Annotated in this window: 22 protein-coding genes; 6 read left to right on the top strand and 16 right to left on the bottom strand. The window is 63.3% G+C overall.

Going from position 1 to position 23,866, the window contains the following annotated elements:
* Positions 1–12 precede the first annotated feature (12 nt).
* Positions 13–1,287 (bottom strand): glucarate dehydratase family protein, encoded by a 1,275-nt coding sequence (locus U4Y90_RS26385; protein WP_321799037.1) that lies wholly within the window; start codon positions 1,285–1,287, stop codon positions 13–15.
* 165 nt (positions 1,288–1,452) lie between these two features.
* On the opposite strand from U4Y90_RS26385, the gene U4Y90_RS26380 reads away from it, so the two are divergent.
* Positions 1,453–2,154, top strand: a complete 702-nt coding sequence (locus U4Y90_RS26380; protein ID WP_321799036.1) for a GntR family transcriptional regulator — start codon at positions 1,453–1,455, stop codon at positions 2,152–2,154.
* A gap of 17 nt (positions 2,155–2,171) precedes the next feature.
* On the opposite strand, the gene U4Y90_RS26375 is transcribed toward U4Y90_RS26380, so the two are convergent.
* The 11 genes from U4Y90_RS26375 to U4Y90_RS26325 all read right to left on the bottom strand — a co-directional run bounded on the left by U4Y90_RS26375 (position 2,172) and on the right by U4Y90_RS26325 (position 15,396).
* A complete protein-coding gene (locus U4Y90_RS26375) occupies positions 2,172–3,428 on the bottom strand; it encodes an aromatic ring-hydroxylating dioxygenase subunit alpha (protein WP_321799034.1) in 1,257 nt (418 codons plus the stop codon).
* 118 nt (positions 3,429–3,546) lie between these two features.
* Positions 3,547–4,473, bottom strand: a complete 927-nt coding sequence (locus tag U4Y90_RS26370) for a LysR substrate-binding domain-containing protein (RefSeq protein WP_321799032.1) — start codon at positions 4,471–4,473, stop codon at positions 3,547–3,549.
* 14 nt (positions 4,474–4,487) lie between these two features.
* Entirely contained in the window at positions 4,488–5,489 is a 1,002-nt protein-coding gene (locus U4Y90_RS26365) for a LysR family transcriptional regulator (RefSeq protein ID WP_321799031.1), read from the bottom strand.
* 54 nt (positions 5,490–5,543) lie between these two features.
* The gene (locus tag U4Y90_RS26360) at positions 5,544–6,314 is read right to left on the bottom strand and encodes a pyrroline-5-carboxylate reductase (protein WP_321799029.1); all 771 of its coding nucleotides are present in this window, start codon (positions 6,312–6,314) and stop codon (positions 5,544–5,546) included.
* A gap of 17 nt (positions 6,315–6,331) precedes the next feature.
* Complete coding sequence (locus U4Y90_RS26355; protein ID WP_321799027.1) at positions 6,332–7,825, bottom strand: aldehyde dehydrogenase; 1,494 nt, start codon at positions 7,823–7,825, stop codon at positions 6,332–6,334.
* Positions 7,826–7,842: 17 nt separating this feature from the next.
* Positions 7,843–9,174 (bottom strand): FAD-binding oxidoreductase, encoded by a 1,332-nt coding sequence (locus tag U4Y90_RS26350; RefSeq protein WP_321799025.1) that lies wholly within the window; start codon positions 9,172–9,174, stop codon positions 7,843–7,845.
* A gap of 9 nt (positions 9,175–9,183) precedes the next feature.
* Entirely contained in the window at positions 9,184–10,071 is an 888-nt protein-coding gene (locus tag U4Y90_RS26345) for a dihydrodipicolinate synthase family protein (RefSeq protein ID WP_321799023.1), read from the bottom strand.
* Between the two features lie 94 nt (positions 10,072–10,165).
* Positions 10,166–11,029 (bottom strand): glycine betaine ABC transporter substrate-binding protein, encoded by an 864-nt coding sequence (locus U4Y90_RS26340; protein WP_321799021.1) that lies wholly within the window; start codon positions 11,027–11,029, stop codon positions 10,166–10,168.
* Between the two features lie 55 nt (positions 11,030–11,084).
* A complete protein-coding gene (locus tag U4Y90_RS26335) occupies positions 11,085–11,972 on the bottom strand; it encodes a proline/glycine betaine ABC transporter permease (protein WP_321799020.1) in 888 nt (295 codons plus the stop codon).
* Entirely contained in the window at positions 11,969–13,255 is a 1,287-nt protein-coding gene (locus U4Y90_RS26330; protein WP_321799082.1) for a glycine betaine/L-proline ABC transporter ATP-binding protein, read from the bottom strand. The genes U4Y90_RS26335 and U4Y90_RS26330 overlap by 4 nt, the downstream gene beginning before the upstream one ends.
* 386 nt (positions 13,256–13,641) lie before the next feature.
* The gene (locus U4Y90_RS26325; protein ID WP_321799018.1) at positions 13,642–15,396 is read right to left on the bottom strand and encodes a cytochrome c biogenesis protein DipZ; all 1,755 of its coding nucleotides are present in this window, start codon (positions 15,394–15,396) and stop codon (positions 13,642–13,644) included.
* Positions 15,397–15,637: 241 nt separating this feature from the next.
* Between U4Y90_RS26325 and U4Y90_RS26320 the strand changes: the two genes are divergently transcribed.
* Entirely contained in the window at positions 15,638–16,213 is a 576-nt protein-coding gene (locus U4Y90_RS26320; protein ID WP_321799017.1) for a thioredoxin family protein, read from the top strand.
* Positions 16,214–16,271: 58 nt separating this feature from the next.
* On the opposite strand, the gene panS is transcribed toward U4Y90_RS26320, so the two are convergent.
* Positions 16,272–17,231 (bottom strand): ketopantoate/pantoate/pantothenate transporter PanS, encoded by a 960-nt coding sequence (gene panS / locus U4Y90_RS26315; protein ID WP_321799015.1) that lies wholly within the window; start codon positions 17,229–17,231, stop codon positions 16,272–16,274.
* 308 nt (positions 17,232–17,539) lie between these two features.
* On the opposite strand from panS, the gene U4Y90_RS26310 reads away from it, so the two are divergent.
* Together U4Y90_RS26310 and U4Y90_RS26305 are read left to right on the top strand one after the other, a co-directional pair.
* Entirely contained in the window at positions 17,540–18,049 is a 510-nt protein-coding gene (locus U4Y90_RS26310) for a DUF6622 family protein (RefSeq protein WP_321799013.1), read from the top strand.
* A 193-nt stretch (positions 18,050–18,242) separates the two neighbouring features.
* Complete coding sequence (locus U4Y90_RS26305; RefSeq protein WP_321799012.1) at positions 18,243–19,037, top strand: DUF899 domain-containing protein; 795 nt, start codon at positions 18,243–18,245, stop codon at positions 19,035–19,037.
* A gap of 29 nt (positions 19,038–19,066) precedes the next feature.
* Here U4Y90_RS26305 and U4Y90_RS26300 read toward each other — a convergent pair whose 3' ends face one another.
* Entirely contained in the window at positions 19,067–19,921 is an 855-nt protein-coding gene (locus U4Y90_RS26300) for an alpha/beta hydrolase (RefSeq protein ID WP_321799010.1), read from the bottom strand.
* 123 nt (positions 19,922–20,044) lie between these two features.
* Between U4Y90_RS26300 and U4Y90_RS26295 the strand changes: the two genes are divergently transcribed.
* The gene (locus tag U4Y90_RS26295; RefSeq protein ID WP_321799008.1) at positions 20,045–20,425 is read left to right on the top strand and encodes a metalloregulator ArsR/SmtB family transcription factor; all 381 of its coding nucleotides are present in this window, start codon (positions 20,045–20,047) and stop codon (positions 20,423–20,425) included.
* Positions 20,412–20,927 carry an SRPBCC domain-containing protein gene (locus tag U4Y90_RS26290; RefSeq protein ID WP_321799007.1) on the top strand — a complete coding sequence of 172 codons (516 nt, stop codon included), beginning with the start codon at positions 20,412–20,414 and terminating at the stop codon, positions 20,925–20,927. Before U4Y90_RS26295 ends, U4Y90_RS26290 begins: the two co-directional genes overlap by 14 nt.
* 18 nt (positions 20,928–20,945) lie before the next feature.
* Here the strand turns inward: U4Y90_RS26290 and poxB are convergent, their stop codons facing one another.
* Positions 20,946–22,667 carry a ubiquinone-dependent pyruvate dehydrogenase gene (gene poxB / locus U4Y90_RS26285; protein ID WP_321799005.1) on the bottom strand — a complete coding sequence of 574 codons (1,722 nt, stop codon included), beginning with the start codon at positions 22,665–22,667 and terminating at the stop codon, positions 20,946–20,948.
* A gap of 354 nt (positions 22,668–23,021) precedes the next feature.
* Positions 23,022–23,819, bottom strand: coding sequence for a transporter substrate-binding domain-containing protein (locus U4Y90_RS26280; RefSeq protein WP_321799004.1), 798 nt, complete (start codon positions 23,817–23,819; stop codon positions 23,022–23,024).
* Between the last annotated feature and the right edge of the window lie 47 nt (positions 23,820–23,866).

Genomic DNA, 23,866 nt, shown 5'->3' with positions numbered 1-23,866 from the left:
TATTTTTTGAGCTTAGAAACGCGGATTCTTGCCGGTGAAGTCCGGCTGATACTTGCGCATCTGCGAGAGGTCGTCGCGATTGCGCACGCCGCACGTCTTGTATTGTTCGTGCAATTCGGCGAGCTTCTCGCGATCGAGCTCGACGCCCAGACCCGGCGTCGTCGGCACGCGCACCGCGCCGTTGTCGAACGCCACGCGGCCGCCCTTGATGACCTCCTCTTCCTGCCACGGGTAATGCGTGTCGCACGCATAGGTGAGGTTCGGCACGCTGGCCGCGACATGCGTCATCGCCATCAGGCTGATGCCGAGATGCGAGTTCGAATGCATCGACATGCCGAAGCCCCAGAGCTTCGCCATGCGCGCGAGCGTCTGCGTCGCACGCAGGCCGCCCCAGTAGTGGTGATCGGAGAGCAGCACCTTGATCGAGCCCATGTTGCAGCCGCGACGGAAGTCGTCCATCGTCGTGATGACCATGTTGGTCGCGAGCGGCAGCTTCGTATGTTTCTGCAGTTCGGCCATGCCTCCGAGGCCGGGGCACGGATCTTCGTAGTATTCGAGAATTTCGTCGAGTTGCGGCGCAGCCTTGATGCTGGTTTCGAGCGTCCAGTTCGCATTCGGATCGAGACGCAGCGGCATGCCGGGGAACGCCTTCGCGAGCGCCTGCATGCACGCGATTTCATGCGCCGGCTCGAACACGCCGCCCTTCAGCTTGATGCTCTGGAAACCGTACAGGTCGATCATGCGCCGCGCCTGCGCGACGATCTGCTCCGGGCTGATGCCCTCGCCCCACGCGTCCGGTGCGTACGGCGTGTCGATGTGCTCGGCGTACTTGAAGAACAGATATGCGCTGTACGGCACCGCGTCGCGCACCTTGCCGCCCAGCAGATCGACGACCGGCGCGCCGACGATCTGGCCTTGCAGATCGAGCATCGCCACTTCGAGCGTGCTGATGACCTTCGGCGCATTCTTCGCGGCGTGCGAGCCGGGCGCCAACTCGAATTCGACGGCGCCGGGCGTCGCCTTGATGGTCGCGCGCACGCGCTCTTCCATCTGGTTCAGATCGAACGGCGACAGGCCGATCACGAGGTCTTTCGCCTGATCGAGCACGCGCAGCATCGGCTCGTCGCCGTATGTCTCCGAAATGCCGACGCGCCCGTCGTTCGTCTCCAGTTCGACGATCGCACGCAGCGCCCACGGCTCGTGGATGCCCGCCGCGTTGAGCAACGGGCCGTCGCGGAAAGCGATCGGCGTGATTCGAACGTGGGTAATGGCGATATCGCGGGTCATGTCGGATGTCCGGAAGTAGCGAGGAATAGCCGCATGGTAAAGCACTAATATATTAGTGCGTCAGTCGGGTTAACGCTGATCCGCCATTTCCATACCGGGCCGCCGTTCGGACCGTCGCGCGGCTATAGTACTAATGTTTCAGTTGCCAATCGCCATCCGCTTGACATGAAAAACGCCGCTTCCGCATCGATCCATCGTCTCGACCGCTCTCGACACGCCGCGCCGCAAGTCTTCGAGCGGCTGCGCGAAATGATCCTGTCGCTCGAACTGGCGCCCGGCACGGTCTTGTCGCGCGCCGAACTCGCGACGCGTTACGGCCTCAGTCAGACGCCCGTGCGCGACGCGCTGATGAAGCTCGGCGAGGAAGGACTCGTCGACATCTTTCCGCAGCACGCAACGGTCGTGAGCCAGATCAACGTGGCGTCGGCGATGCAGGCGCACTTTCTGCGCCGTTCGATCGAACTGGAAGTGGTGCGCACGCTCGCCCGGGACCACAAGGCGTCGCTGGTCGCGCGGCTGCGCGCGACGATCGCGGAGCAGATGGAATGGATGAATCCGGAGGATGTCGAGCAGTTTTCATCGCTCGATCAGGCGTTTCACCGGCAGATGTATGAGGCTGCGGGCGTGCCGCAGCTTTGGGATCTGGTGCGTCGACTGAGCGGCCATATCGACCGTTTGCGCCGGTTGCATCTGCCGGTCGATGGCAAGACGCTGGCGGTAGTGCGCGATCACACCGCGATCGTCGATGCCATCGAGAAAGGCGATGCCGATGCCGCCGATGCCGCGTTGCGCAAGCATCTGTCAGGCACGCTGAGCCAGGTGGACGAAATCCGCACGCGTCACCCGACGTTCGTGACCGATCACTGAGCGGCGCGCACCGCCTTTCAGACGCCGTGCGCGCTCAGGCGAGCCGAGTACCAGCGCGAGAACTGCTCCACATAGCTTTCCGTGAACGGCGAGAACACGGCCGGCCGGAATGCCGGGTCCTGTGTGCCCTCGTGAGTGATTTCGACGAGATGCTTGTCCTGCGCGTTCGTCGCGACCCACACTTCGGTCAGATCCTGAAGCTGATAATCGACGCCTTCGACCGCATCCGCGTGCACGAGCCATTTCGAACGCACGAGCGTTTTGTCCGGCGCGAGCGGAATGATGTACGAAATCACCGCATGGTCGCTCATCACGTGCGTCCATGAGTTGTGCGTCCACAGATGCGTGTCGCCGAGATCGCGCCGCTGCAGCTTGCCCAGCAGCTTTTCGCTCGCGACCTTCGTGCTCATGGTCTGCGATTCGCCGTGGCCTGCGATCACGAGTTGCTGCGTTCTGAACTGCGTGACGGCGTCTTCGTCCAGCCATTCGACGGTCGCGCTCGTGAAGCCGTCTTGCTCCCAGCTCGCCTGACATGCGGCATTACGCGATTTGTAGGCCGCGAGCTCGCGCAGCGATTCCTCGCTGAGGTTCTCGGGACAGAAGCCGAAATCCTCGGGCAAAAACGACGCGGTCAGTTCGGGATGCGTCGCGGCGCAGTGATAGCACTCGCGATTGTTCTCGATCACGAGCTTCCAGTTGCCGTTCTCGACGATCTCCGACTCGAACGCGATCTTCGTGTTGCGCAGGTCGTAAGGGGCGAAGCGCGGCGCCATCGTGTCTTCGAGCCGGGCGATGTCCGGCGGCGGCGTATCGGCGAGACACACGAAAATATGCGTGCCGACGATGCGCGTATGAACCGGCAACAGGCTTCTGCACGTCGCGTCGAAATCCTTGCCCATGTGGGCGGCGTGGCGCAGGCTGCCGTCGAGATCGTAAGTCCACTGGTGATACGGGCATACCAGCATGCCGACGGTCGATTTCCCCGGCTCCTTCAGGCGCGCGCCGCGATGGCGGCAGACGTTGCGATAGGTGCGGATGTTCTCGTCGTCGTCGCGAACGATGATGATCGACGCCCGGCCGATATCGACGGTCGAGACATCGCCCGACTCCGGCACGTCCGCTGTCACGCCGACCAGAATCCAGTGCTTCTGGAAGAAAACCTCGACGTCCTTCTCGAACACGTCCTGCCGCCCGAACAACTCACCGGGCAATCCATGGCCGGGCTCGCGGCTGCGGATCAGTTCGCCATGCGTCTTGACTTGCACTTCGGACATCGTCGCTCTCCAGCGTTCAGGGGCATCCGGACCTGGAATGGTCCTGCAATGTTCCGAGTATCGAATCGCTGGAAAATAGCGTCAATGCGCTTTATTTTCGATGTCGAATGACTTTGGGTTATGCGAGCGCGCCCGCGCGCAGCCATTCGATCAGACCGCCGATCGCGGGCGTGAAGGCGCGGCCGTGCGGCACCACGGCGAAGTAGGAATCGGTCGGCTTGAACGATCCGACCTCCAGCCTGACGAGCTCTCCGCTCCCGATGAAATCGCGCACGAGCCGGCCCCAGCCGAGCGCCACGCCCTGGCCGTAACGCGCCGCCTGGATCGCGTCGGTGTAGAGGCTGCAACGCAGCGCGTAATTCAGGCGCATCGGCCGCACGCCGAGGGCCTGGAACCATGCTTCCCAGCCCATCCAGCCTTCGGACGTCGAATCCGACTCGACGAGCACGGCCCCCGCCAGTTCTTCGAGCGTTGCCGGCGCGGGCCGCGCCGCGAGCCACGACGGCGAACAGACCGGAAAGACTTCTTCGTCGAACAGCAAGGTCGCGGTGCCGTCCGGCCACAGGCCGTTGCCGAAGCGCACGGCGACGTCGATTTCCTTGTGCCGCAGATCCGCCGTGAACATCTGCGTGGCGAGGCGCAGTTGCAGATCGGGCTGCGCGGCCTTCAGCGACGCGAGCCGCGGCAGCAGACAGAAGTGCGAGAACGCGGAGGTCGCCGCGAGCACGAGTTCCTGCTGCACGGGTCCACGCGCGAGGCGATCGAACACGCTCGCGATTTTCTGCATCGATTCGGCGACGACACGGTATAGCGCGTCGCCTTCGTCGGTCAGCTCGATCGCGCGATGCAGACGGCGAAAGAGCCGCGTGCCGAGCGTTTCTTCGAGGAACCGGACCTGCCGGCTCACCGCGGCTTGCGTGACGCCCAGTTCGTGGGCCGCGAGCGTGAAGCTGCCGAGCCGCGCGACGGCTTCGAACTCGACCAGCGCGGTCACCGACGGAATGAGCCGCCGATAGCCTTTCGTCTTTTCGATTGCCGGCTTCATGCGGGGCTCGGCGCTCATACGATCGCTTTCGATTCGGCCGCGGGCCATCCCTGCATCATCGCGCCGATCTCCTCGTCGAGCCATTGGCGAAACAGAATGTATTCCGGCCGCGATTTCGCGTTGCGATGCGTGCTTACGTAGTGATGCCGGTCGTGGAACACGAGCGCATCGTCGACGGGGCGAACCAGCTTTTTCTGCTCGACCTGACGATGCACGAGATGATGCCAGCCGAGCAAGGTGCCCTCGCCGGCTTCGGCCTGCGCGACGAGCAGGCGATAGTCGTTGCTTTCGAGGTTGTCGTGCTGATCGAGGCGTTCGGAACCGTCGCCCTGCTGATACCAGTTTTTCCACACGCGCCAGTCGACGTGTTCGCACACTTGCGCGCGCCCGAGCAGCGACAGGCTCAGCGTGGGATGCGCGAGCAGATCGAGCGGCTTCAATGCGCGCCCGTGAAAATAGCGCTCGTAGAACGGCGCGCTGCACACCGGATAGACGACATCGTGAAAGAGCGGCTCGACTTCATATTCCGCGTCGCGCGGCGGATTTTTCGTGATGATGACATCCGGCTCCATCAGATCGTCGAGCTCCATGAAGTGCTCGGTCACCATCACATGCAGGCGGATATTCGGAAACCGCTGGCGAAACGCGGGCAGCCTGAACGAGAGCCAGAGCGCCGAGAACGTATGCGTGACGCAGAGCGTCAGCGCCTGACGATCGACGCGCCGCACCGCCTGCGCCGCCTCCGCGATGTTCATGATCGAGAGATACGACGCGTTGTACAGAATGCGCCCCGCGTCGGTCAGCGCGATGTGTCTGCCGGTGCGCTCGAAGAGCGCGACTTCGAGCGTGTCTTCCAGCTCCTTGATCTGCCGGCTCACGGCCGCCTGCGTGACGCACAGCACTTCCGCGGCCTGCGTGAAGCTTTCGTAACGCGCGGCGGTGACGAAGCACCGGAGCGCGCGCAGCGATGGCATCTGGGCGAGAAGCCTGTCCGCGAACTGCTGTTTCTTCTGCATGTGCATCACCTTCCAGGGGCTCGCGATTATCGCTTGTTCTCGTGTGCCGCGTGCTCATTCGCGCCCTTGCACCCGGCGCATGATGGCGTCGAGCGCTTGCGCGTAGTGCGCGTAGGTACCGCGCTCCGACAGCTCGCGGTTGAGCTGCTCGTTGAGGCCGCGAGGCGTGCTCGCGTGTCCGACCATCGCCGAGAAAGGCTCTGTGTCGAGCGTCGTTTCATGAGCGAGCCCCACATGATAGCCCGACAAAAACGAACGCGCGGACGCATACGGCACGCCTTGCTTCACGAGCCACGACGCCTGCTCCTCCAGCAGCGCGAAGAAAGCCGCCATCGTCGCGGTTGCGGCGGACAAGGCGTTGAACTGGTGTTCGTCGTCCACTTCGACCGCTTCGCCGAGCGGCGCGAACAGCGTACGAGCGATGTCGTCGCGCGGGCAGATCGCCGTGCTGCCCTTGCCTGCCGCCACCGCGGGCAAAGGCACCGCCCGCACGACCCGAGCCGAACGGCGCACGAGCGCGCGAATCTCGTCGAGCGACTTCCCCGCGATGAAGCTGATGACGTGATGCCGCGCATCGAAGGTCAGTTCGCCGAGCACGTCCGCGGCGATCTGCGGCACGACCGCGAGACACACGACATCCGATGAATCGAGCACGTCCTGATTGCTTGCGCCAACCGCGATACGCGCGTCGCGCGCGGCGAGCCGCGCCGCTGTTTGCGCGTTGCGCGGCGACAGCGCGACGCGCTCGAAAGGCACATCGAAACGAATCATGCCGTTCACGACCGCCTCCGTGATCGTGCCGGTGCCGATGAAGCCAATGCGCATGTTGCCTCGTCTGATGGTTAGTCGAGCTTCAGCCAGGTCGTCTTCAGCTCGCAGTATTGGTCGTGCGCGTAGACCGACTTGTCGCGTCCGCCGAAGCCGGACTGCTTGAAGCCGCCGAACGGTGTCGAGAGATCGCCCTCGCCGAAGCAGTTCACGGTCACGGTGCCCGCGCGGATGCGCGCGGCGACCTTGTGCGCCTGGTTCACGTTGTCGGTCCACAGCGATGCCGCGAGTCCGTAGCATGTGTCGTTCGCGATGCGCACGGCCTCGTCGACATCAGCATATTCGATAAAGCACACGACCGGGCCGAAGACTTCGTCGCGCGCGATGCTCATGTCCGGCGTGACGTTATCGAAGATGGTCGGCTCGACGAACCAGCCGCCCGTCTCCGTGAGCGTCGCGTTGCCGCCGCACGCGACGCGCGCGCCTTCGGCCTTCGCCTTCTCGATATGGCCGAGCACCTTGCGGTAATGCGCCTCTTCGATCAGCGAGCCGAGCTTGACATCGGGATCGAGCGGATCGCCGGTCTTCCAGCCTTCGAGCACGGCCTGCACCTTCTGCAGCAGTTCGGCCTTGTGGCTCGAATGCACGAGAATGCGCGAGCCCGCGCTGCAGTTCTCGCCCATGTTCCAGAACGCCGCCGCGACCGCCTGCTCCGCAACGGCATCGAGATTGGCGACGTCGGGCAACACGACTTGCGGGTTCTTGCCACCGCATTCCAGCACGACGCGCTTCATGTTCGTATCGGCGGAATAGCGCAGGAAGCGCTTGCCGGTTTCGGTCGAGCCCGTGAACGCGATGAGATCGACGTCCGCATGGGTGCCGAGCGCCTGCCCCGCGCTTTCCCCGAAGCCCGTCACCACGCTGAACACGCCGGGCGGCACGCCCGCTTCGAGCGCGAGATCGGCGATACGCAACGTCGACAGCGACGTCTGTTCCGCGGGCTTGACGATGACGCTATTGCCCACCGACAGCGCCGGCCCGATCTTCCACGCGAGCATCAACGCCGGAAAGTTCCACGGCAGCACCGCGCCTACGACGCCGATCGGCTCGCGCGTGATCATGCTGACGACACTCGAACCCGATGGCGACAGCGCGTCGTAACGCTTGTCGGTGACCTCGGCATGCCAGCGGATGCACGCCGCCGATTCGGGGATATCGAGCCCCATGCATTCGCTGATCGGCTTGCCCGCTTCGAGCGCTTCGAGCAGTGCGAGCTCCTCGGCGTTCTCGTCGATCAATTGCGCAAGACGCTGCAAAACCGCCTTTCTTTGCGATGGCGCCGTCTTCGACCACACGCCCGATTCGAACGCCTCGCGCGCCGCGACAACCGCGCGGTCGATGTCCTTGCCATCGCACTTCGCGATCTCCGCGAGCACTTTGCCCGTCGACGGATTCAGCGTGCCGAAGGTTTCGTTCGATGCCGCATTGCAGCGCGCGCCCGCGATAAGCGCGCGACCGTCGAGCGACAGATGCTCGGCCTGACGTTTCCATTCCTGATGCGTCGTCATGTCATGTCCTCACAGATTCAAAGCTCGGCGCCCGCCGAGAATTCCTTCACCCAGATCGCCGCCGATACCGCGACATCCGCGATCGGTCGAACGGGCAACGAGCGCGGATGCGGCTGTTTCAAGAGTTGATCGATCAGATCGTTCGTTTGCCCGAGCGCATGTTCGGCGATGAGCTTGCCTGCCGCCGACCCGCGGCTCAGGCCCAGTCCGTTGCAGCCGACCGCTTCGTACACGCCGTCCTCGCGCAATCCGAAGAGCGCGCCGTTGTTCGCCGACAGGCACAACGCGCCGCCCCACGTGTATTGCAGCTCGACATCCTCGAGCATCGGAAAACGGCGATCGAACGAACGTTGATGCAGATGCTTCGCCTTCGCGAGATCGCCTTCCGATACCGAAAGATTCGGCCGGAACGCGAAATGGTTGCGCACGCAAATGCGATTGGTCGCGAGACGGCGCACGGTGGTGCCCATCGGGTCCGCGGGAATGAGCGCCCACGAATCCGTTCCGCCGAGTGCCGCGATCTCGTCGTCGTTCATCACGCGCGACATCGACGCGAACGTGTAGACCGGCAGCAAGCCGTTCGGATGGCCGCCGAACGTCGCCGCATACGCGTTGGTGCACAGCACGACGCGCTTCGCTTCGATCTTGCCGTTCGCGAAGATCAACTGTTTCGTCTGGCCGCGCGTTTCCATGTTCTTCACCGCGCTCAGTTCGAACACTGTCACGTTCGAGGGCTGCGTCGCCGCGAGGCCGCGCATGAGCGCCGCTGGCTGGACCGTGCTGCATCCCGGCGTAAACAACGCGCTCTGGTAGAAGCGCGTGCCGCACACCTTTGCGATCGCGGCGTCGTCGAGCCATTCGCACGGCTCGTTGATGCGCGCGAGTCCGTCCGCGAAGTGAGTCAGCGCCGCGTGCCCCTTCTTGTTCACCGAGGCGTGAAACTTCCCGTCGTCGCGCCAGTTGCAATCGATGCCGTGTTGTCTGACGGTACGGCGCACATAATCGATGCCGTGACGTTGCAGCCGCACGTCCGCCTTGTCGGCCTCGACACTGCGCGAGTAGCTTTCGCTGCTGATGTCATGCGGCAGATCGACGAAAAAGCCGGAGTTGCGCCCTGCCGTCGTCCGTCCGATGCGATCGGCCTCGACGAGTGCGATCGATGCCTCCGGCGCAAGCTCGGCGAGCCGCCGCGCCGCACACAGACCGGTGATGCCGCCGCCCACCACCACGTAGTCGAAGCGCTGCTCGCCCGTCACGCTTCTCGCGGGCGCAGCGGCCGGCAGGGTTTCCCACCAGCCGTTCACGCCGTCAGGCGCGGGAAACCGCATGAAGTCCAGTTTCGAGCTCATTCACGTGACTTACTGAGCGTTGCGCAGCAGGGGTTGAACGATCTTGGCAAAGGCGCTGCGCTCTTCGTCGTCGAGCGTGCCGAGCGGCGCACGCGCATGGCCGACGCGCGTGCCCGCGAGCTCGCAGCCGTAACGCACGTACTGGATGAACTTGCCGCTGCGCTCCAGCAGTTCGAGCACGGGAAGCAATTGCGTCATCAGCTTGCGGCCCGCGATGAAGTCGCCGCGTTTCACACAGGCTTCGAGCAAGTCCGTATGCGCTTCAGGCAAAAAGTTCGATGCGCCCGCCACCCAGCTCCGCGCGCCCCATGCGAAGAATTCGAGCGCCTGATCGTCCATGCCGCAACTGAGCACGAAGCGCTCCGGCAGTTGCGTCGCGAGATGATGCAGATGCGCGATGTCGCCCGTGCTCTCCTTCATCGCGGCGAAGTTCGGGCGCTGCAGCAGCCTGTCGAGGACTTCGTCGCCGATGGGCGTGCCCGTGCGCGCGGGAAAGTTGTAGAGCATGATCGGCATGTCGAGCGCGTCGTCGACTTTCTGCAAGTGATCGAGCAGTTCGTCTTGCGTCGGCTGCACGTAGTAAGGCGCGGCGACCAGCAACGCGTCGTAGCCCGCGCGCTTCGCTTCATGACCGAGCCGCAGGACTTCCTTCGTCGTGGTTGCGTTGATGCCGGCGGTGAGATACGTCTTTCCGCCGACCGCCGACGCCACCGTATCGAACGTCTTCACGCGCTCTTCGAAGCTGAGCGCATAGTATTCGCCCGTCGTGCCGCCGACGCCCATGCCCGACACGCGGCCCACGAGACTGGCGGCATGCTTGCCGAGCATGTCGTGATCGATTTCGCCATCGGCCTTGAACGGGGTGACGAGCGGGGTATGTACGCCTTCGAAGCTCATTTTGGTCTCTCTGATGAATGGATCGTTTCGACATGCGCGGCGCTCATCGGGCGAGCGCTCGAGCATGTAAATACTTCGGTAACGTGCTTCTGAATCACTGTTCCAGCCAAGCCTTGACCTTGTCCGGATGCGCATCGACGAACTTCTTCGCGGCCGTCGCGTAATCGTTGGTCGAATTGCCTTCGAACTCGATCGCTTCCACATCCGCCAGCGTCAGTTTGAAGTGCTTGAAGAAGACATCCGCGCGCGGAAACTTCTTCGCGAACTGCTTGGATGCGAACGCGTGAACCTGCTCTTCGCCGCCGAGCGTGCCCTTCGGGTCCTTCAGATAGCGCATCTGCCATTTCTGGAACAACCAGTGCGGGCTCCAGACGGTCGCGACGATCCATTGCTTCGACCCGTATGCGCGTTGAATCGACGCGAGCATGCCGGCCTCGCTCGCCGATTGCAGCTTGTAGCCCGACAGGTCATACGCCTTGATGGTCTTCTCCGATGCCTGCATGAGACCGCCACCCGGCTCGATGCCCTGGATCACACCGTTGAGCTGCTTCTGCACCTCCGGTTTCTTCAGATCTTCGATCGACGAAAGTTGCGACTCCGGCACATACGCGGGCACGGCCCAGCCGTTCTTGCCACCCGTGTAGATAATGCCGACGTCGTCGAGCGTGTCCTTGTAGCGTGCGACATACTGACCATGCGTCACCGGCAGCCAGCCGCCGACCATGATGTCGAGATCGCCGCGCGATACACCTTGATACTGTATGCCGATATCCGCCTGAACGAACTGCACCGGCTGCTGAAGCCTGGTTTCGAGCACGTACTTGGACACATTGGCGACCGCGAGCACGTCTGCCCAGTTGGTGACCGCCATCTTGATGGGCTCGGCGGAGATCGCAGGACTTGCGCCGATCCCGAACGCCACGATGGTGAACAACGACGCGATGAATCTGCTTTTCATTTCGTACTCCGTATCTCTTTAAACAGGATGTGGACAGGGCCGACGCTCGTATCGCTCAGGTCTGCGCGGAGGTTCCGGTAGCGGCAGGCTTTGCCGGCGTGGAAATGACCTTCTTCTTTTTCTTCGCTTTCATGCCGAAGCTTTCCGTCAGGCGATCGAGGATGATCGCGAGCAGCACCACGCCGAGTCCGCCTTCGAAGCCGATGCCGATATCGAGCCGCTGAATGCCGCTCAGCACGTACTCGCCCAGACCGCCCGCGCCGATCATCGAAGCGACCACCACCATCGACAGCGCCATCATGATCGTCTGGTTCACGCCCGCCATGATCGAAGGCAGTGCATTGGGCAACTGAATCTTCCAGAGCAGTTGCGCATCCGTGCTGCCGAACGCGCGGCCCGCTTCGAGCAATTCCTCGCGCACCTGGCGGATGCCGAGTGTCGTCAATCGCACGACGGGCGGCATCGCGAACACGATCGTGGCGATCACCGCGGGCACGCGGCCCAGGCCGAACAGAATGACCGCGGGAATCAGGTACACGAACGCGGGCATCGTCTGCATGAAGTCGAGCAGGGAACGCAGCACGACTTCCACACGTTTGTTGCGCGCGCCCCAGATGCCGAGCGGCACGCCGATCACGAGACTGAAGAACGTCGCCGCGACGACGAGCGCGAGCGTCGACACCGTCTGCGCCCAGAGACCCATATAGTTGATCACATAGAGCGCCGCGCCGACGAACACCGCGAACACGACGCCCTTTCTCCACAGCGCGAGCGCCATGAGAATCACGAGCATCGCGATGAAAGGCACCGCGCCCAGGCCGTCTTCGAGCACCTTGATCACCGCGCCGAGCGCGGCGGAAAACGCGTCGAAGCCGCCGCGAAAATGTGAGAAAAGAAAGTTGACTGCGTCTTCGGCGAACTTTCCAAAGATCGAGGAATTCATGCTGCCCTCCGCTCCATGACCTGCTTGAGAATCGCGCGGCAGGACACCACGCCCGCGAGTCTGCCTTGTTCATCGGTGACCGGCACGTCGTGCTCCTGGCTGAGTGCGATGGTCGCGAGTTCATGCAAATCGGCTGTCAGCGCAACGGCCGCGACATCGCGAAGCAACGCGTCGCTGATCGGCCGGCTACCGCTCTTGTGCAGCGACGCGGGCGTCACGCAGCCCTGATAGCGCCCCGCCTCGTCGCAGACATATCCGCACTCGGCGCCGCTGTCGATCAGGCCGTTCAGATAGCGCTCGGACGGCGCGCTCGTATTGCACGCGATGAGTCCGCGCTCGACCTTCGTCATCAGGCTGGATGCGTCGAGAAAGCGCGACACGTCGACGTTGCGGAAGAAGTCGCGCACATAGTCATCGACGGGAGATTGAATGAGTTCCGCCGGCGTGCCGACCTGAATCAGGCGGCCGTCCTTCATGATGCCGATGCGCCCGCCGATCTTCACCGCTTCCTCGATGTCGTGCGAAATAAAAACGATCGTGCGCTGCTCTTCCTTCTGCAAACGCAACAGCTCGTTCTGCATTTCGAAGCGGATGAGCGGATCGAGTGCGGAAAACGCTTCGTCCATCAACAGCACGGCAGGATTCACCGCCAGCGCGCGCGCAAGACCGACGCGCTGCTGCATGCCGCCCGACAGTTCGCTCGGCAACAGCTTTTCGTACGAAGCAAGGCCGACGCGCGTCAATGCGGCGCGCGCGACTTCATAACGATCCGCCTTCTTCTTGCCCGCGACTTCGAGGCCGTAAGCGATGTTGTCGATGACCGAGCGGTTCGGCAGCAGCGCAAAAGACTGGAACACCATCGCCATTTTTTCCCGGCGCACGGCGCGCAGCTCGGGCGTGCTCATCGGCGCGATGTCGCGGCCTTCGAGAATCACCTGCCCCGAGGTCGGCTCGATCAGCCGGTTGAGCAGGCGCACGAGCGTCGATTTGCCCGAGCCGGAGAGGCCCATGATGACGAAGATCTCGCCTGCGTTGACGGCGAGGCTCACATCGTCGACGGCGACCATGTTGCCCGTCTGGGCGAAGATCTCGTTTCGGCCGAGACCTTGTTTCAAGAGCTCCTGAGCGCGTTCCGGCTTCGCGCCGAAGATCTTCGAAAGGTTCTTGACCGTGAGGATCTCGGTCTGGGATGCCGCGACCGAACGGGCCGGCGACGCGCTTGCGGACCGCGCGGAAGCCGTGTTCGTGACGTCGTTCGGTGCGAGCGTTAGGCTGGGAATCATCGGGTCATTCCACCTAGCAAGTTCAGAAAAGGGATTTGTCGCTGCCGGAGCATCCCGGCGTTCTTTGCGTTGAAAGAAGCGTACATGTCCAATTTCGATCACCCACCGACATTTTCTGGGCACTTTTCGATACTTCTGGTAATGCAAGCCGGCGGTGCGGAGCGCGCCCGGACATGGCGCATTCGTGCAGGCGGGCTACAGAGCCATGACTGGCGCGGCTTTGCGGGCAACGAACTCACTCGCGGACGACGTTCGCCTCGCGGACCGGGGCGGCAGACGCTAGGGAATGCACCTAGCCGGCGCTGTTTCAATGACTTTTTCTGATGGTAAACACGCGGACGCCGCGCAAAAGCGCGGCGTCGAAGCCGAGAAAGTTCGCAAGCGCGTTAGCCGAAGGTAAAGCTATACGCCCGCGCTCCCGGATCGAGAAACTCGATCTCGAAGGTGCGATCTTCAACCGCGCCGGCTTGGCGCACGAGCTGATAAAGACGCGCGCTCGTCACGACGCCGGCGCCATCGGCGGCTATGTCTGCGCCGTGCGATGCGCCCGGCGCGGCGCCGTCGATCGTCACGCGAAAGCGCACCGGCCTGCCGTCCGCCGAAGGCGCCAGAACGAGATGCAGATCGCGCGCATGGAAGCGATAAGCGATGCGCGCGTGCGGCGCGGCCGGCACCGCGAACTCGCCGCCGACATTCCACTTTCCTTCGAGCGCCCAGTCGTTGAGTGAAAGCCGCGCGGGCAATGTATAGGTTTCGACGGCATCGGGCATCACGCGTTGCGGCGACGCGAAGCCCTGCGCCTGCCTGTAGCCCACATATGTTTCGTCGGAGCCGATGTTCGCGGGATCGGCTGCCGCCTGAGCGCCGCTGACCTGCACCGCCTGCGTGTCGTGCGTGTTCGTCGGCTGGCCGTTTTCGGCGAGCAACTGGCGGATCGCGCTCTCGGCTTCACGATAACCGCCCTCGCCGAAGTGATGAAAGCGCACGCGACCTTGCGCATCGACGATGTAGAACGCCGGCCAGTATCGATTGCCGAACGCGCGCCAGATGGCGTAGTCGTTATCGATGGCCACGGGATAGCCGATGTTCAGATTCGCAAGCGCGTGCTTCACGTTGCCGGTGTCGCGCTCGAAGCCGAACTCGGGCGTATGCACGCCGACGACCACAAGCCCTTCATTACCGTAACGTTGCGACCACGTCTTGAGATAAGGCAAGGTGCGCAGGCAGTTGATGCATGAATATGTCCAGAAGTTGACCACGACCACCTTGCCGCGCAATGAATCGGCGGACAGCGGCGCGGCGTTGAGCCACGTCGTCGCGCCGTCGAGCGACGGAAGCCGTCCCTGCACGGGAAGCGCGGACGGCATCGAGACACGCATCATCCGCGCGTCGGGCCTGACATCGCGCGGTGCCTGCTGCGTCTTCAGCACGCCGACGAGCCTGCTTTCGATGCCGTTCGTCGGCGCACCGGGGATATGCGCGAGCACGTGGGTATCGAGGCCCGTCGCGATTGCGGCCACGGTCAATACGACGAGCGCGCCGGTCGCTCGGCGCAGATGCCCGCCCACGCCGAGCGAACGCTTGACGATATCCAGCGCGCGCTTGCCGAGACTGGACGCCACGGCAAGCGAGCTCGCCGCGCCGACCGCATAGGCGACGAGCGCCGCAGCCGTGTGCCAGGTCGCGCCATGCAGTGCCGCACTCGTGAGGATTACGCCGAGGATCGGGCCCGCGCACGGCGCCCACAGGAGGCCGGTCGCCGCGCCGAGCAACATCGATGAAGCGATACGGCGTGTCGTCCCTTGCGTCTGCGAACGCGCGACGATGCGATCCGCAAGCGCCGACAACGGAAGCGTGAGCCGCTCGGCGATCGATGGAAAGAGCAAGGCCGCGCCGAACAGCGCGAGCGTCGCGAGCGCGATCCAGCGGCCGTACTGGCTCAGTTGCGCAGCGCCCGCGAGACCCGCGACGCCGATGCCGGTCACGAGCGCGAACGTGCCCGCGAGGCCGGCGAGCAGCGGCAGGCGGTCGGTGACGAAGGGCTTGTCCGAGCGCGCGAACACGAACGGCACGACCGGCAGGATGCAGGGACTCAGGACGGTGAACACGCCGCCGAGGAACGCGATGACGATGAGTGACATGAGATCGGTCTTCTCCAGAGAGCGGTGGACGGACCGGCATCGAACGCCGGAGCACGGGCACATCGGGCCATGTGCCGTATTCCAGCGCCTTCATGTATCGCGGGGATTTCAGAAACGGCGCGCCGCGCAACGCCGTGTATCGACAGCGTCGCCGGATACATGGCGATACAAACGGGACACGCGCCCGATACATCGGCGCGTTTCAATACGCTCCAACGTCCAGGCGAAAGGAGAATCCACCATGTTCGACCGTCTCAAGATCGCGGCCGTCGCGACGGCGATGACCGCCGCGCTCGGCGCCGTCGCAGCGCTCGCCGCATTCTCGTCGACCGGTTCCGCCGCCGGCATGAAGACCGTTCAGCAGACCGGCACGCAGGCGCCCGACTTCACCGGCATCGACAACTGGATCAACAGCTCGCCGCTCGATCTCAAACAGTTGCGCGGCAAGGTCGTGCTCGTCGACTTCTGGACCTTCGATTGCATCAACTGCGCGCATACGCTGCCGCATGTGAAGGACTGGTACGCGCGCTATCGGGACAAAGGGCTCGTCGTGGTCGGTGTGCATACGCCCGAGTACACGTTCGAGCGCGACACCGGCAATCTGAAGAAAGCGATCGCGCGATATGGGATCGAATATCCGGTCGCGCAGGACAATCGCTATGCAACGTGGAACGCGTACGACAACCAGTATTGGCCAGCGCTCTATCTGATCGATCAGAACGGGAAGATCGTCTATACCCACTTCGGCGAAGGACGTTATGCCCAGACTGAAGAAGCGATTCGCGGATTGCTCGGCTTGAGCGGCAAGCAAGAGTGAACAAAAAAGCGCGCCACAACGGGCGCGCTTCGATCTTCGCATCGATCGATGCGGCCGCTCAGCCCTGTCGCGCGACAGCGCGTTGCGCGTTCGCATCGTGCGTCGAGCCCTTGGCGGGACGTCCGGCCCAATAACCCGCGAGCATCGAGCCCGACAGGTTGTGCCACACCGAGAACAGCGCGCCGGGCAACGCGGCGATCGGCGTGAAATACAGTTTGCCGAGCGTCGCCGCGAGGCCCGAGTTCTGCATGCCGACTTCGATCGCGAGCGTGCGGCACACGGCTTCATCGAAGCCGAGCAGACGGCCGCCCCAGTAGCCGCCCAAAAGCCCGATGCCGTTATGCAGCACCACGCCCACCGCGACGACCATGCCCACCGAGGCAATGCTCTTCTGCGTGCCGCCGACCACCGCGGCGATGATGAGCAGGATCGACACCATCGACACGAGCGGCAGCATCCATTCGATCCTGCGCACGAGCTTGCCGAACAGATGATTCACGACGAGGCCGATGACGATCGGCAGCGCGACGATCTGCACGATGCTCATCAGCATGCCGTGCACGTCGACGGCGATCGACGCATCGACGTAGAGACGCGTGAGCAGCGGCGTCGCGAACACGCCGACGAGCGTCGATAGCGCGCTGATCGTGACGGACAGCGCCACGTCGCCGCGCGCGAGATAGATCATCACGTTCGACGCCGTGCCGCTCGCGACGCTGCCGACGAGCACCATGCCCGCCATCAGATCGGGCGGCATGTGCAGCGCCTTCGCGATCACCCAGGCGGCGAGCGGCATCACGAGGTAATGCAGCACGATGCCCGCGATGACCGGTGCGGGCCGCGTGAACACGCGCCTGAAGTCGTCGATCGAAAGCGTCACGCCCATCGACAGCATGATGATCGTCAGCAGCGTGGTGACGTGCGGCGCGATGCCCGTCACGGACGAAGGGGCGCAATAGGCGGCGACAGAAGCCAGTACGGCCCAGAGCGGGAAAAGGCGGGTGATGCGGGCAAGCATGAAAACGATCCTCGAATGTCGTTGCGTGTCGTGTGTATCGGCGAAAGCGGCGGTGCGCGGGATGACCGGACGGACGCAGACGGACGAAAGCTTGCCTTCGTGGGGCGGACGCGGCCCGCGATGCCGCTGCGCGCGGGTACGCGCGCGCGCGGCCGAACGGCGGGCAGGCGCCGCATTTTACCCGGCGCGCGGCCCGTATTCGGAAGCCGCTTAATTCCCGCGATGCGCGAGCCGCCGCGCCGGCTCATTCGCCGCTAATTCCGCGGCCTCATGATGCGCATCAAACAACCGCTTTCAAGGAGATGATCATGACGCCAATCGCCATCGTTCAAGGCACGCCGACATGGGTCTGGGTGCTGCTCGCGTTTCTGCTGTTTCGCGGCTTCAAGGCGATGCAGGCGAGCACGACGCCGCTTTCGAAGCTCGCGATCGTGCCGGTGATTTTCGCGGGCATGGGCATCGCGCATCTGATGTCGTCGCCGCTAACGGGATGGATCGCCGTCGCCGTGTGGATCATCACGCTCGGCGCGGGTATCGTGGGAGGCGTGTTCGTCGCGAGCCAGAGCCGCTTCATCGTCGACCCGATCGCGCGAACGGTGATGCTGCCGGGGTCCATGTTGCCGATGCTGCTGATCGCCGCGACGTTCATCGCGAAGTTCTGGCTGGGCTTCGAGATGGCGACCGTAACCAACCTGGCCGCGCTCTCGACCTACGGTGTGATCGATGCCGCCGTGTCGGGCATTGTCGCGGGCATCTTCGCCGGACGCTTCTTCACATACTGGAAAACGATGCATGCGCTGCGCGCTTCGTGGGCCTGATCGAGCTTGCGAGGTCGTGATTACCGATGGACTCTGTAACAGCCATCCATCGCTAGCCCGCATCAGGAAAAACTTACGAGCACGGCCCGATGCAAATGGCGTCAAACTTGTTACTCCCGGCCATCCGCTTTCGAGTCCAGACTTACTCACGGCAAACAACAGCGAGTGTTCGAATCAGGAGGTTGCAAAAGCCATGACTACATCAGACAAAAAAGAAACGACGGGCGCACAAAGCGACATGCGTACGCCGCCCGTCGTGTCGCAGGCGGAGTGGGAAGCGGCGCGTCAGCAGTTGCTCGTGAAGGAAAAGGCCCATACGCGCGCACGCGACGCGCTCGCCGCCGAGCGTCGTCGCATGCCGTGGACCGCCGTGAAGACGGACTATCTATTCGAAGGGCCCGAAGGCAAGATCGGCTTTCTCGATCTGTTCGACGGGCGGCGTCAGTTGATCGTCTATCGCGCGTTCTATGAGCCTGGCGTGTTCGGCTGGCCCGAGCATGCGTGCCGGGGCTGCTCGATGGTCGCCGATCAGGTCGCTCACCTCGCGCACCTGAATGCACGCGATACCACGCTCGTTTTCGTATCGCGCGCGCCGCAGGCGGACATCGCGCGGCTGAAACAGCGCATGGGCTGGGACATTCCATGGTTCACGCTGACTGATCGTTTCGATGCCGATTTCGGCGTCGACGAATGGCACGGCACGAACGTGTTCTTCCGCGATGGAGATCGCGCATTCCGCACCTACTTCCTCAACAATCGCGGCGACGAGCAGATGGGCAACACATGGAACTATCTCGACATCACGCCGCTCGGCCGTCAGGAGCTATGGGAAGACTCGCCCGAAGGTTATCCGCAGACGCCGACCTACAAGTGGTGGAACTGGCATGACAGTTATGTCGACGATGCCCCGCCCGACAAAAAGTGGGTCGAAGTATCCGATGCGGGCGAAGCGGCGTTCAGGGCCGAAAGCGCGAAAAATAAAACGTGAAATCGTTGCAGAGACGGTCGTCGTCGACATCACTGACGTTCACGCATCGCGAACGTCAGCCATTCTCCGACGATCGCCTCGGGCGCATCCTCCTGCATCAGATGTCCTGACCCCTGCACTCGCGTAAAGCGCGCACCCGGAATCAGCGACGCGAGTTCGACACCGCGCTCGACCGGTATCCACGCGTCTTCCTCGCCCCATAAAATCGACACGGGGCACTTCAATTCGCCATAGCGCTGTTGCACCTCATCCGTAAAGCGCTGATCCATCTGCGCGATCTGTCGATAAAACGCGGCCTGCCCTTCGTCGCCCGTCCATGGCTGCGTATAGATGCGCAACGTCTCTTCCGGCAGTGGCCGATACGCCGCGCCTCGCAGATACGCATCGAGCATCGCCTGATGCATGTACGGCGGCACGCCCGCGAACGCCGCCTCATGCCGACGCACGTGACGCACGAAGGGTGATCCCCAGGGCGCGACGGCGACCGGATCGACGAGCATCAGCGAACGATATGCACAGCCGTCGAGCAACGCGGCCCTGAGCGATGTCGCGCCGCCGAAGTCATGCGCGAGCACGTCGGGCAAAGCGCCATTCCAGCCAGCGTTCCAATGCGCGAGAAGCGCCGCGAGCACGCGGTTCTGCACGCCGAGCGAGACGTCCTGTCCGTCGCGCATTTCCGACGCGCCGTAGCCCAGCAGATCGAAGTAATGCACGCGCCGCGAGCGTGCCGCAACCGGTGCGATGCGTCGCCATACCTGCGACGAAAACGGTGTCCCGTGCACCAGCACGAGCGGCGCGCCCTCGCCGATCACGCCGTAGCGCACGGCTTGCCCTTCGAAATCGAAAACATGATCGAGCGGCAAGCTCTCTTTCGGTTCGCTCATGGCATTTCTCTCGAATGTCGATCCATGAGGATAAAGCACGTGGCCGAACGCCGCACTTGATGATCGCGTGCGGATTGTCTATATTCCTTCTCAGTTATATAACCAACCGGCCAGTAAATCGCGATGCGCGAAGAAGACTTGAATCAGGTGTTCGCGGCTCTCGCCGATCCGACGCGCCGCGCGATCCTTGCGCGCCTCGCGAGCGGCGAGGCCACCGTGAACGAACTGGCCGAGCCGTTCGACATGACTCAGCCGTCTATCTCCAAGCATCTCAAGGTGCTGGAACGCGCGAAGCTGATTTCCCGATCGCGCGCCGCGCAGACACGCCCTTGCCGTCTCGAACCCGCCGCGCTCAACGAAGTGGCGAACTGGGTCGAAGCGTATCGGTCGCTTTGGGATGCGAGCTTCGACCGGCTCGATGCGTTGCTGAGCACGAAGACGAAGGCAAAGGCGAAGCCGAAGAAACCATCGACCTCGAAAGGAAGAAAACATGCAGCAAAGTAACGATACGGCCGTGCAAAGCGTGGCCTTCGAAATGAACCGCGTCTTCGATGCGCCCTGCGAGCGCGTCTGGCAGGCATGGAGCGAAGCCGGGCAAATCGCGCGCTGGTGGGGCCCGAAAGGCTGCACGCTGGATTTGCTTCGCTTCGAGTTCCGTCCCGGCGGTTTCTTCCATTACGCGATGAAGTTCGCCGGCGCGCCCGCGATGTGGGGCCGCTTCAACTATCGCGAGATCGTGGAGCGTGAGCGCATCGTGTGGCTCAACTCGTTCGCGAACGAGAACTGTGGCATCGCTCGCGCGCCGTTCAGCGAGGTGTGCCCGCTGGAGATCGAGAACGTCGTCACGTTCAGCGAAGCGAACGGCAAGACATCGATCGCGCTGCGTGCGAAGCCGTTCGGCGCAAGCGCGGAAGAGCAACGCTATTTCGACGCGTTGCGCCCGTCGCTCGAGCAAGGATATGGCAGCACGCTCGATCAGCTCGCCGAGTTGCTGCGCGGCGCATGACGCGCCGCGCATGGCGCTTCAACGCAGATTCGTGCGCGCGAGTTCGACGATCTCGTCGCCGCGGCCGCTCAGGATCGCTCGCAACATATAGAGGCTGAAGCCCTTCGCCTGCGACAGTTCGATGGTCGGCGGCATCGCGAGTTCATGCTTCGACGTGACGACATCGACGAGCGCCGGCCCCTTGTGCGCGAAGGCTTCCCGCAACGCATTCTCGAGTTGCTCGGACTCTTCGACGCGCACCGACCAGATGCCCGCGCCCTTTGCGATCTGCGCGAAATCGGTCTTGCTGAGATCAACGTTGGTGTCGAGATAGCCGCCCGCCTTCAATTCCATCGAGACGAAGCCGAGCAGGCTGTTGTTGAACACGACGACCTTGATCGGCAAGTCGAGTTGCACAGCGGAAAGAAGATCGCCGAGCAGCATCGACAAGCCGCCATCGCCCGATAGCGACACGACTTGCCGTTGCGGCCGGGCGGCTTGTGCGCCGAGCGCCTGTGGCATCGCGTTGGCCATCGAGCCGTGATTGAACGAGCCGTGCAACTGGCGCTTGCCGTTCATCGTCAGATAGCGCGCGGCCCAGAGCGTCGGCGTGCCGACGTCCACGGTGAAGATCGCGTCTTCGGCGGCGATTTCATCGACGAGCTTCGTCAGATATTGCGGATGGATCGGCCGTCCGGGCGCGGACGGCGTCGCGAGATCGTCGAGGTCCTTGCGCGCGCTGGCATAGTGCTTCAGCGCGTTCTCGAGGAATCGTCGCTCGCCCTTGCGCTGCAGTTTCGGCAGGAGCGCGGCGAGCGTCTGCTTGATCGTGCCGACGAGCCCCATTTCCAGCGGCGCGCGGCGTCCGAGTTGCGAGCCGCGCCAGTCGATCTGCACGATCTTCGCCTGCGGCGGATAGAACGGTCGATACGGGAAATCGCAACCGAGCAGGAGCAGCGTGTCGCACGACATCATCGCGTGATAGCCCGAACTGAATCCGATGAGTCCGGTCATGCCGACATCGAACGGATTGTCGTATTCGATGAATTGCTTGCCGCGCAACGCATGCACGATGGGTGCGCCGAGCGTATCGGCAAGCGCGACCACTTCGTCGTGCGAGCCCGCGACGCCGCTGCCGCACATGATCGTCACCGCTTCGCAACCGTTCAGGAGGCTCGCGAGCTTGTCAAGATCCGCATCGGCAGGCACGATCGCGCCCGGCGCGCTCGCGGTCCAGCGCGGCTCCACGCCCGGGCCTTCGCTCAATGCGACATCGCCCGGCAACACGATGACCGCGACGCCGCGCTGATCGATCGCCGCGCGCATCGCGCGTTCTAGCACGCGTGGAAACTGTGAAGCGTTCGACACCAACTCCACGAAGTGGCTGCATTCCTTGAACAACTCCTGCGGATGTGTTTCCTGGAAGTAGCCGAGACCGATTTCCGTCGACGGAATATGCGCCGCGATGGCGAGCACCGGCTGATGATTGCGATGGCAATCGTAGAGCCCGTTGATGAGATGCAGATTGCCCGGCCCGCAACTGCCCGCGCACACGGCGAGCTTGCCCGTCGCGGCAGCGTCCGCTCCGGCCGCGAAAGCGGCGGCTTCTTCATGACGCGTGTGCATCCATCGGATCGAACCCACGCGGTCGAGGCTGAACGCCAACCCGTTCAGGCTGTCGCCCGTGACGCCCCAGATGCGCTCCACGCCCGCTGCCGCGAGCGTCTTCGCCAGATAGTCCGCTATCGTGTTCTTTGCCATGGTACTTCCCGGAATAAAGAGAGGATGACAAATGAATGACGAAGTCGCTCATAGAGCGACGCGCCGCGCGTCCCTGTTGGTTCAACGCATGCAGGATTCGAAACGCAGAAGCGAGTGTACGCCGGAGCACGGCGGCTTGTCAGACACGGCGTCGGAGGGCCGCAGGCTGTGGCGGTTCAGCCTGCTTCGTGGAAAATTTCGGGATATTGAAATAGCGGCATTTCAAATGCAACATTCCCGATGGAATCTGGCATGCGAAATACCGCTGCAACAGGCCGGGTCGATCGACCCGGCCGTTCGGGCACGTCACGCGGACGCGGGAAAATCCCGCGGCACGCGCACGAAAGCTGAAGCTCAGGCGCCCTTGCGCATGTTCTCCGGCAGATCGCGCCCGTGATACTTCTTGTAGATGGTATTGAGATTACCGCTCTTCATATTCGTGCCGACCCAGTTGTTCACCCATTCCTTCAGGCGCGGCTGGTCCTTGTTCATCGCGATGCCGAGATCGAAGGTCTTCTGCTCGAACTTCATTTCGATATTGCGCTGTGGCGCGCGATCCTGCATTTCCTTCAGGTTCGAAGGCGTGCTCGAGAAGATATCGACCTGGCCCGTGACCATCGACGTGATGAGCGTCGCATCGTCCTCATAGCGCTGAATCTGCGCGCCCTTCGCCTGTTGCGTCGTAAGCGTGTCGTTCACCGTCGCGCGCGTGAGGCCGATGGTCTTGCCGTCGAGGTCCGCGTAGCTCTTCACGTTGGCCGACTTCACGCCGCCCACGATGATCGAGATCACCGCATAGGGGTTCGAGAAATCTACCACTTTCGCGCGTTCCGGCGTCACCGACAGCGAGGAGATCACGAGGTCCGCGCGCTTCGCCTGCAGCGTCGGAATGCGCGCGGCATTGGTGATCTGCACGAGTTCGAGCTTCACGCCGAGATCTTTCGCGAGCGCGGCCGCGGTATCGACATCGGAGCCCGCGGGCTTCAGGTTCTGGTCCGCATAGCTGAAGAGCGGCGTGCCGATCGCAATCGCGACGCGCACGACGCCCGCCTTCTTGATGTCGTCGAGCTGGTCGGCCAGCGCGGTGTGCGCCGCGCCTGCCATCATCAACGTTGCGAGAGCCGCGCGTGCAATGATCGATTTCGCTTTCAAGTGATGTCTCCGTCGTTATTAGCGTTGCTGGATTGGATGCTGCGAAT

It is taken from the genome of Caballeronia sp. J97 (assembly GCF_905220305.1).
Classification (GTDB): domain Bacteria; phylum Pseudomonadota; class Gammaproteobacteria; order Burkholderiales; family Burkholderiaceae; genus Caballeronia.
Note: the sequence above shows the minus strand (reverse complement) of the source record. Positions and strands in the feature narration are given on the sequence as shown.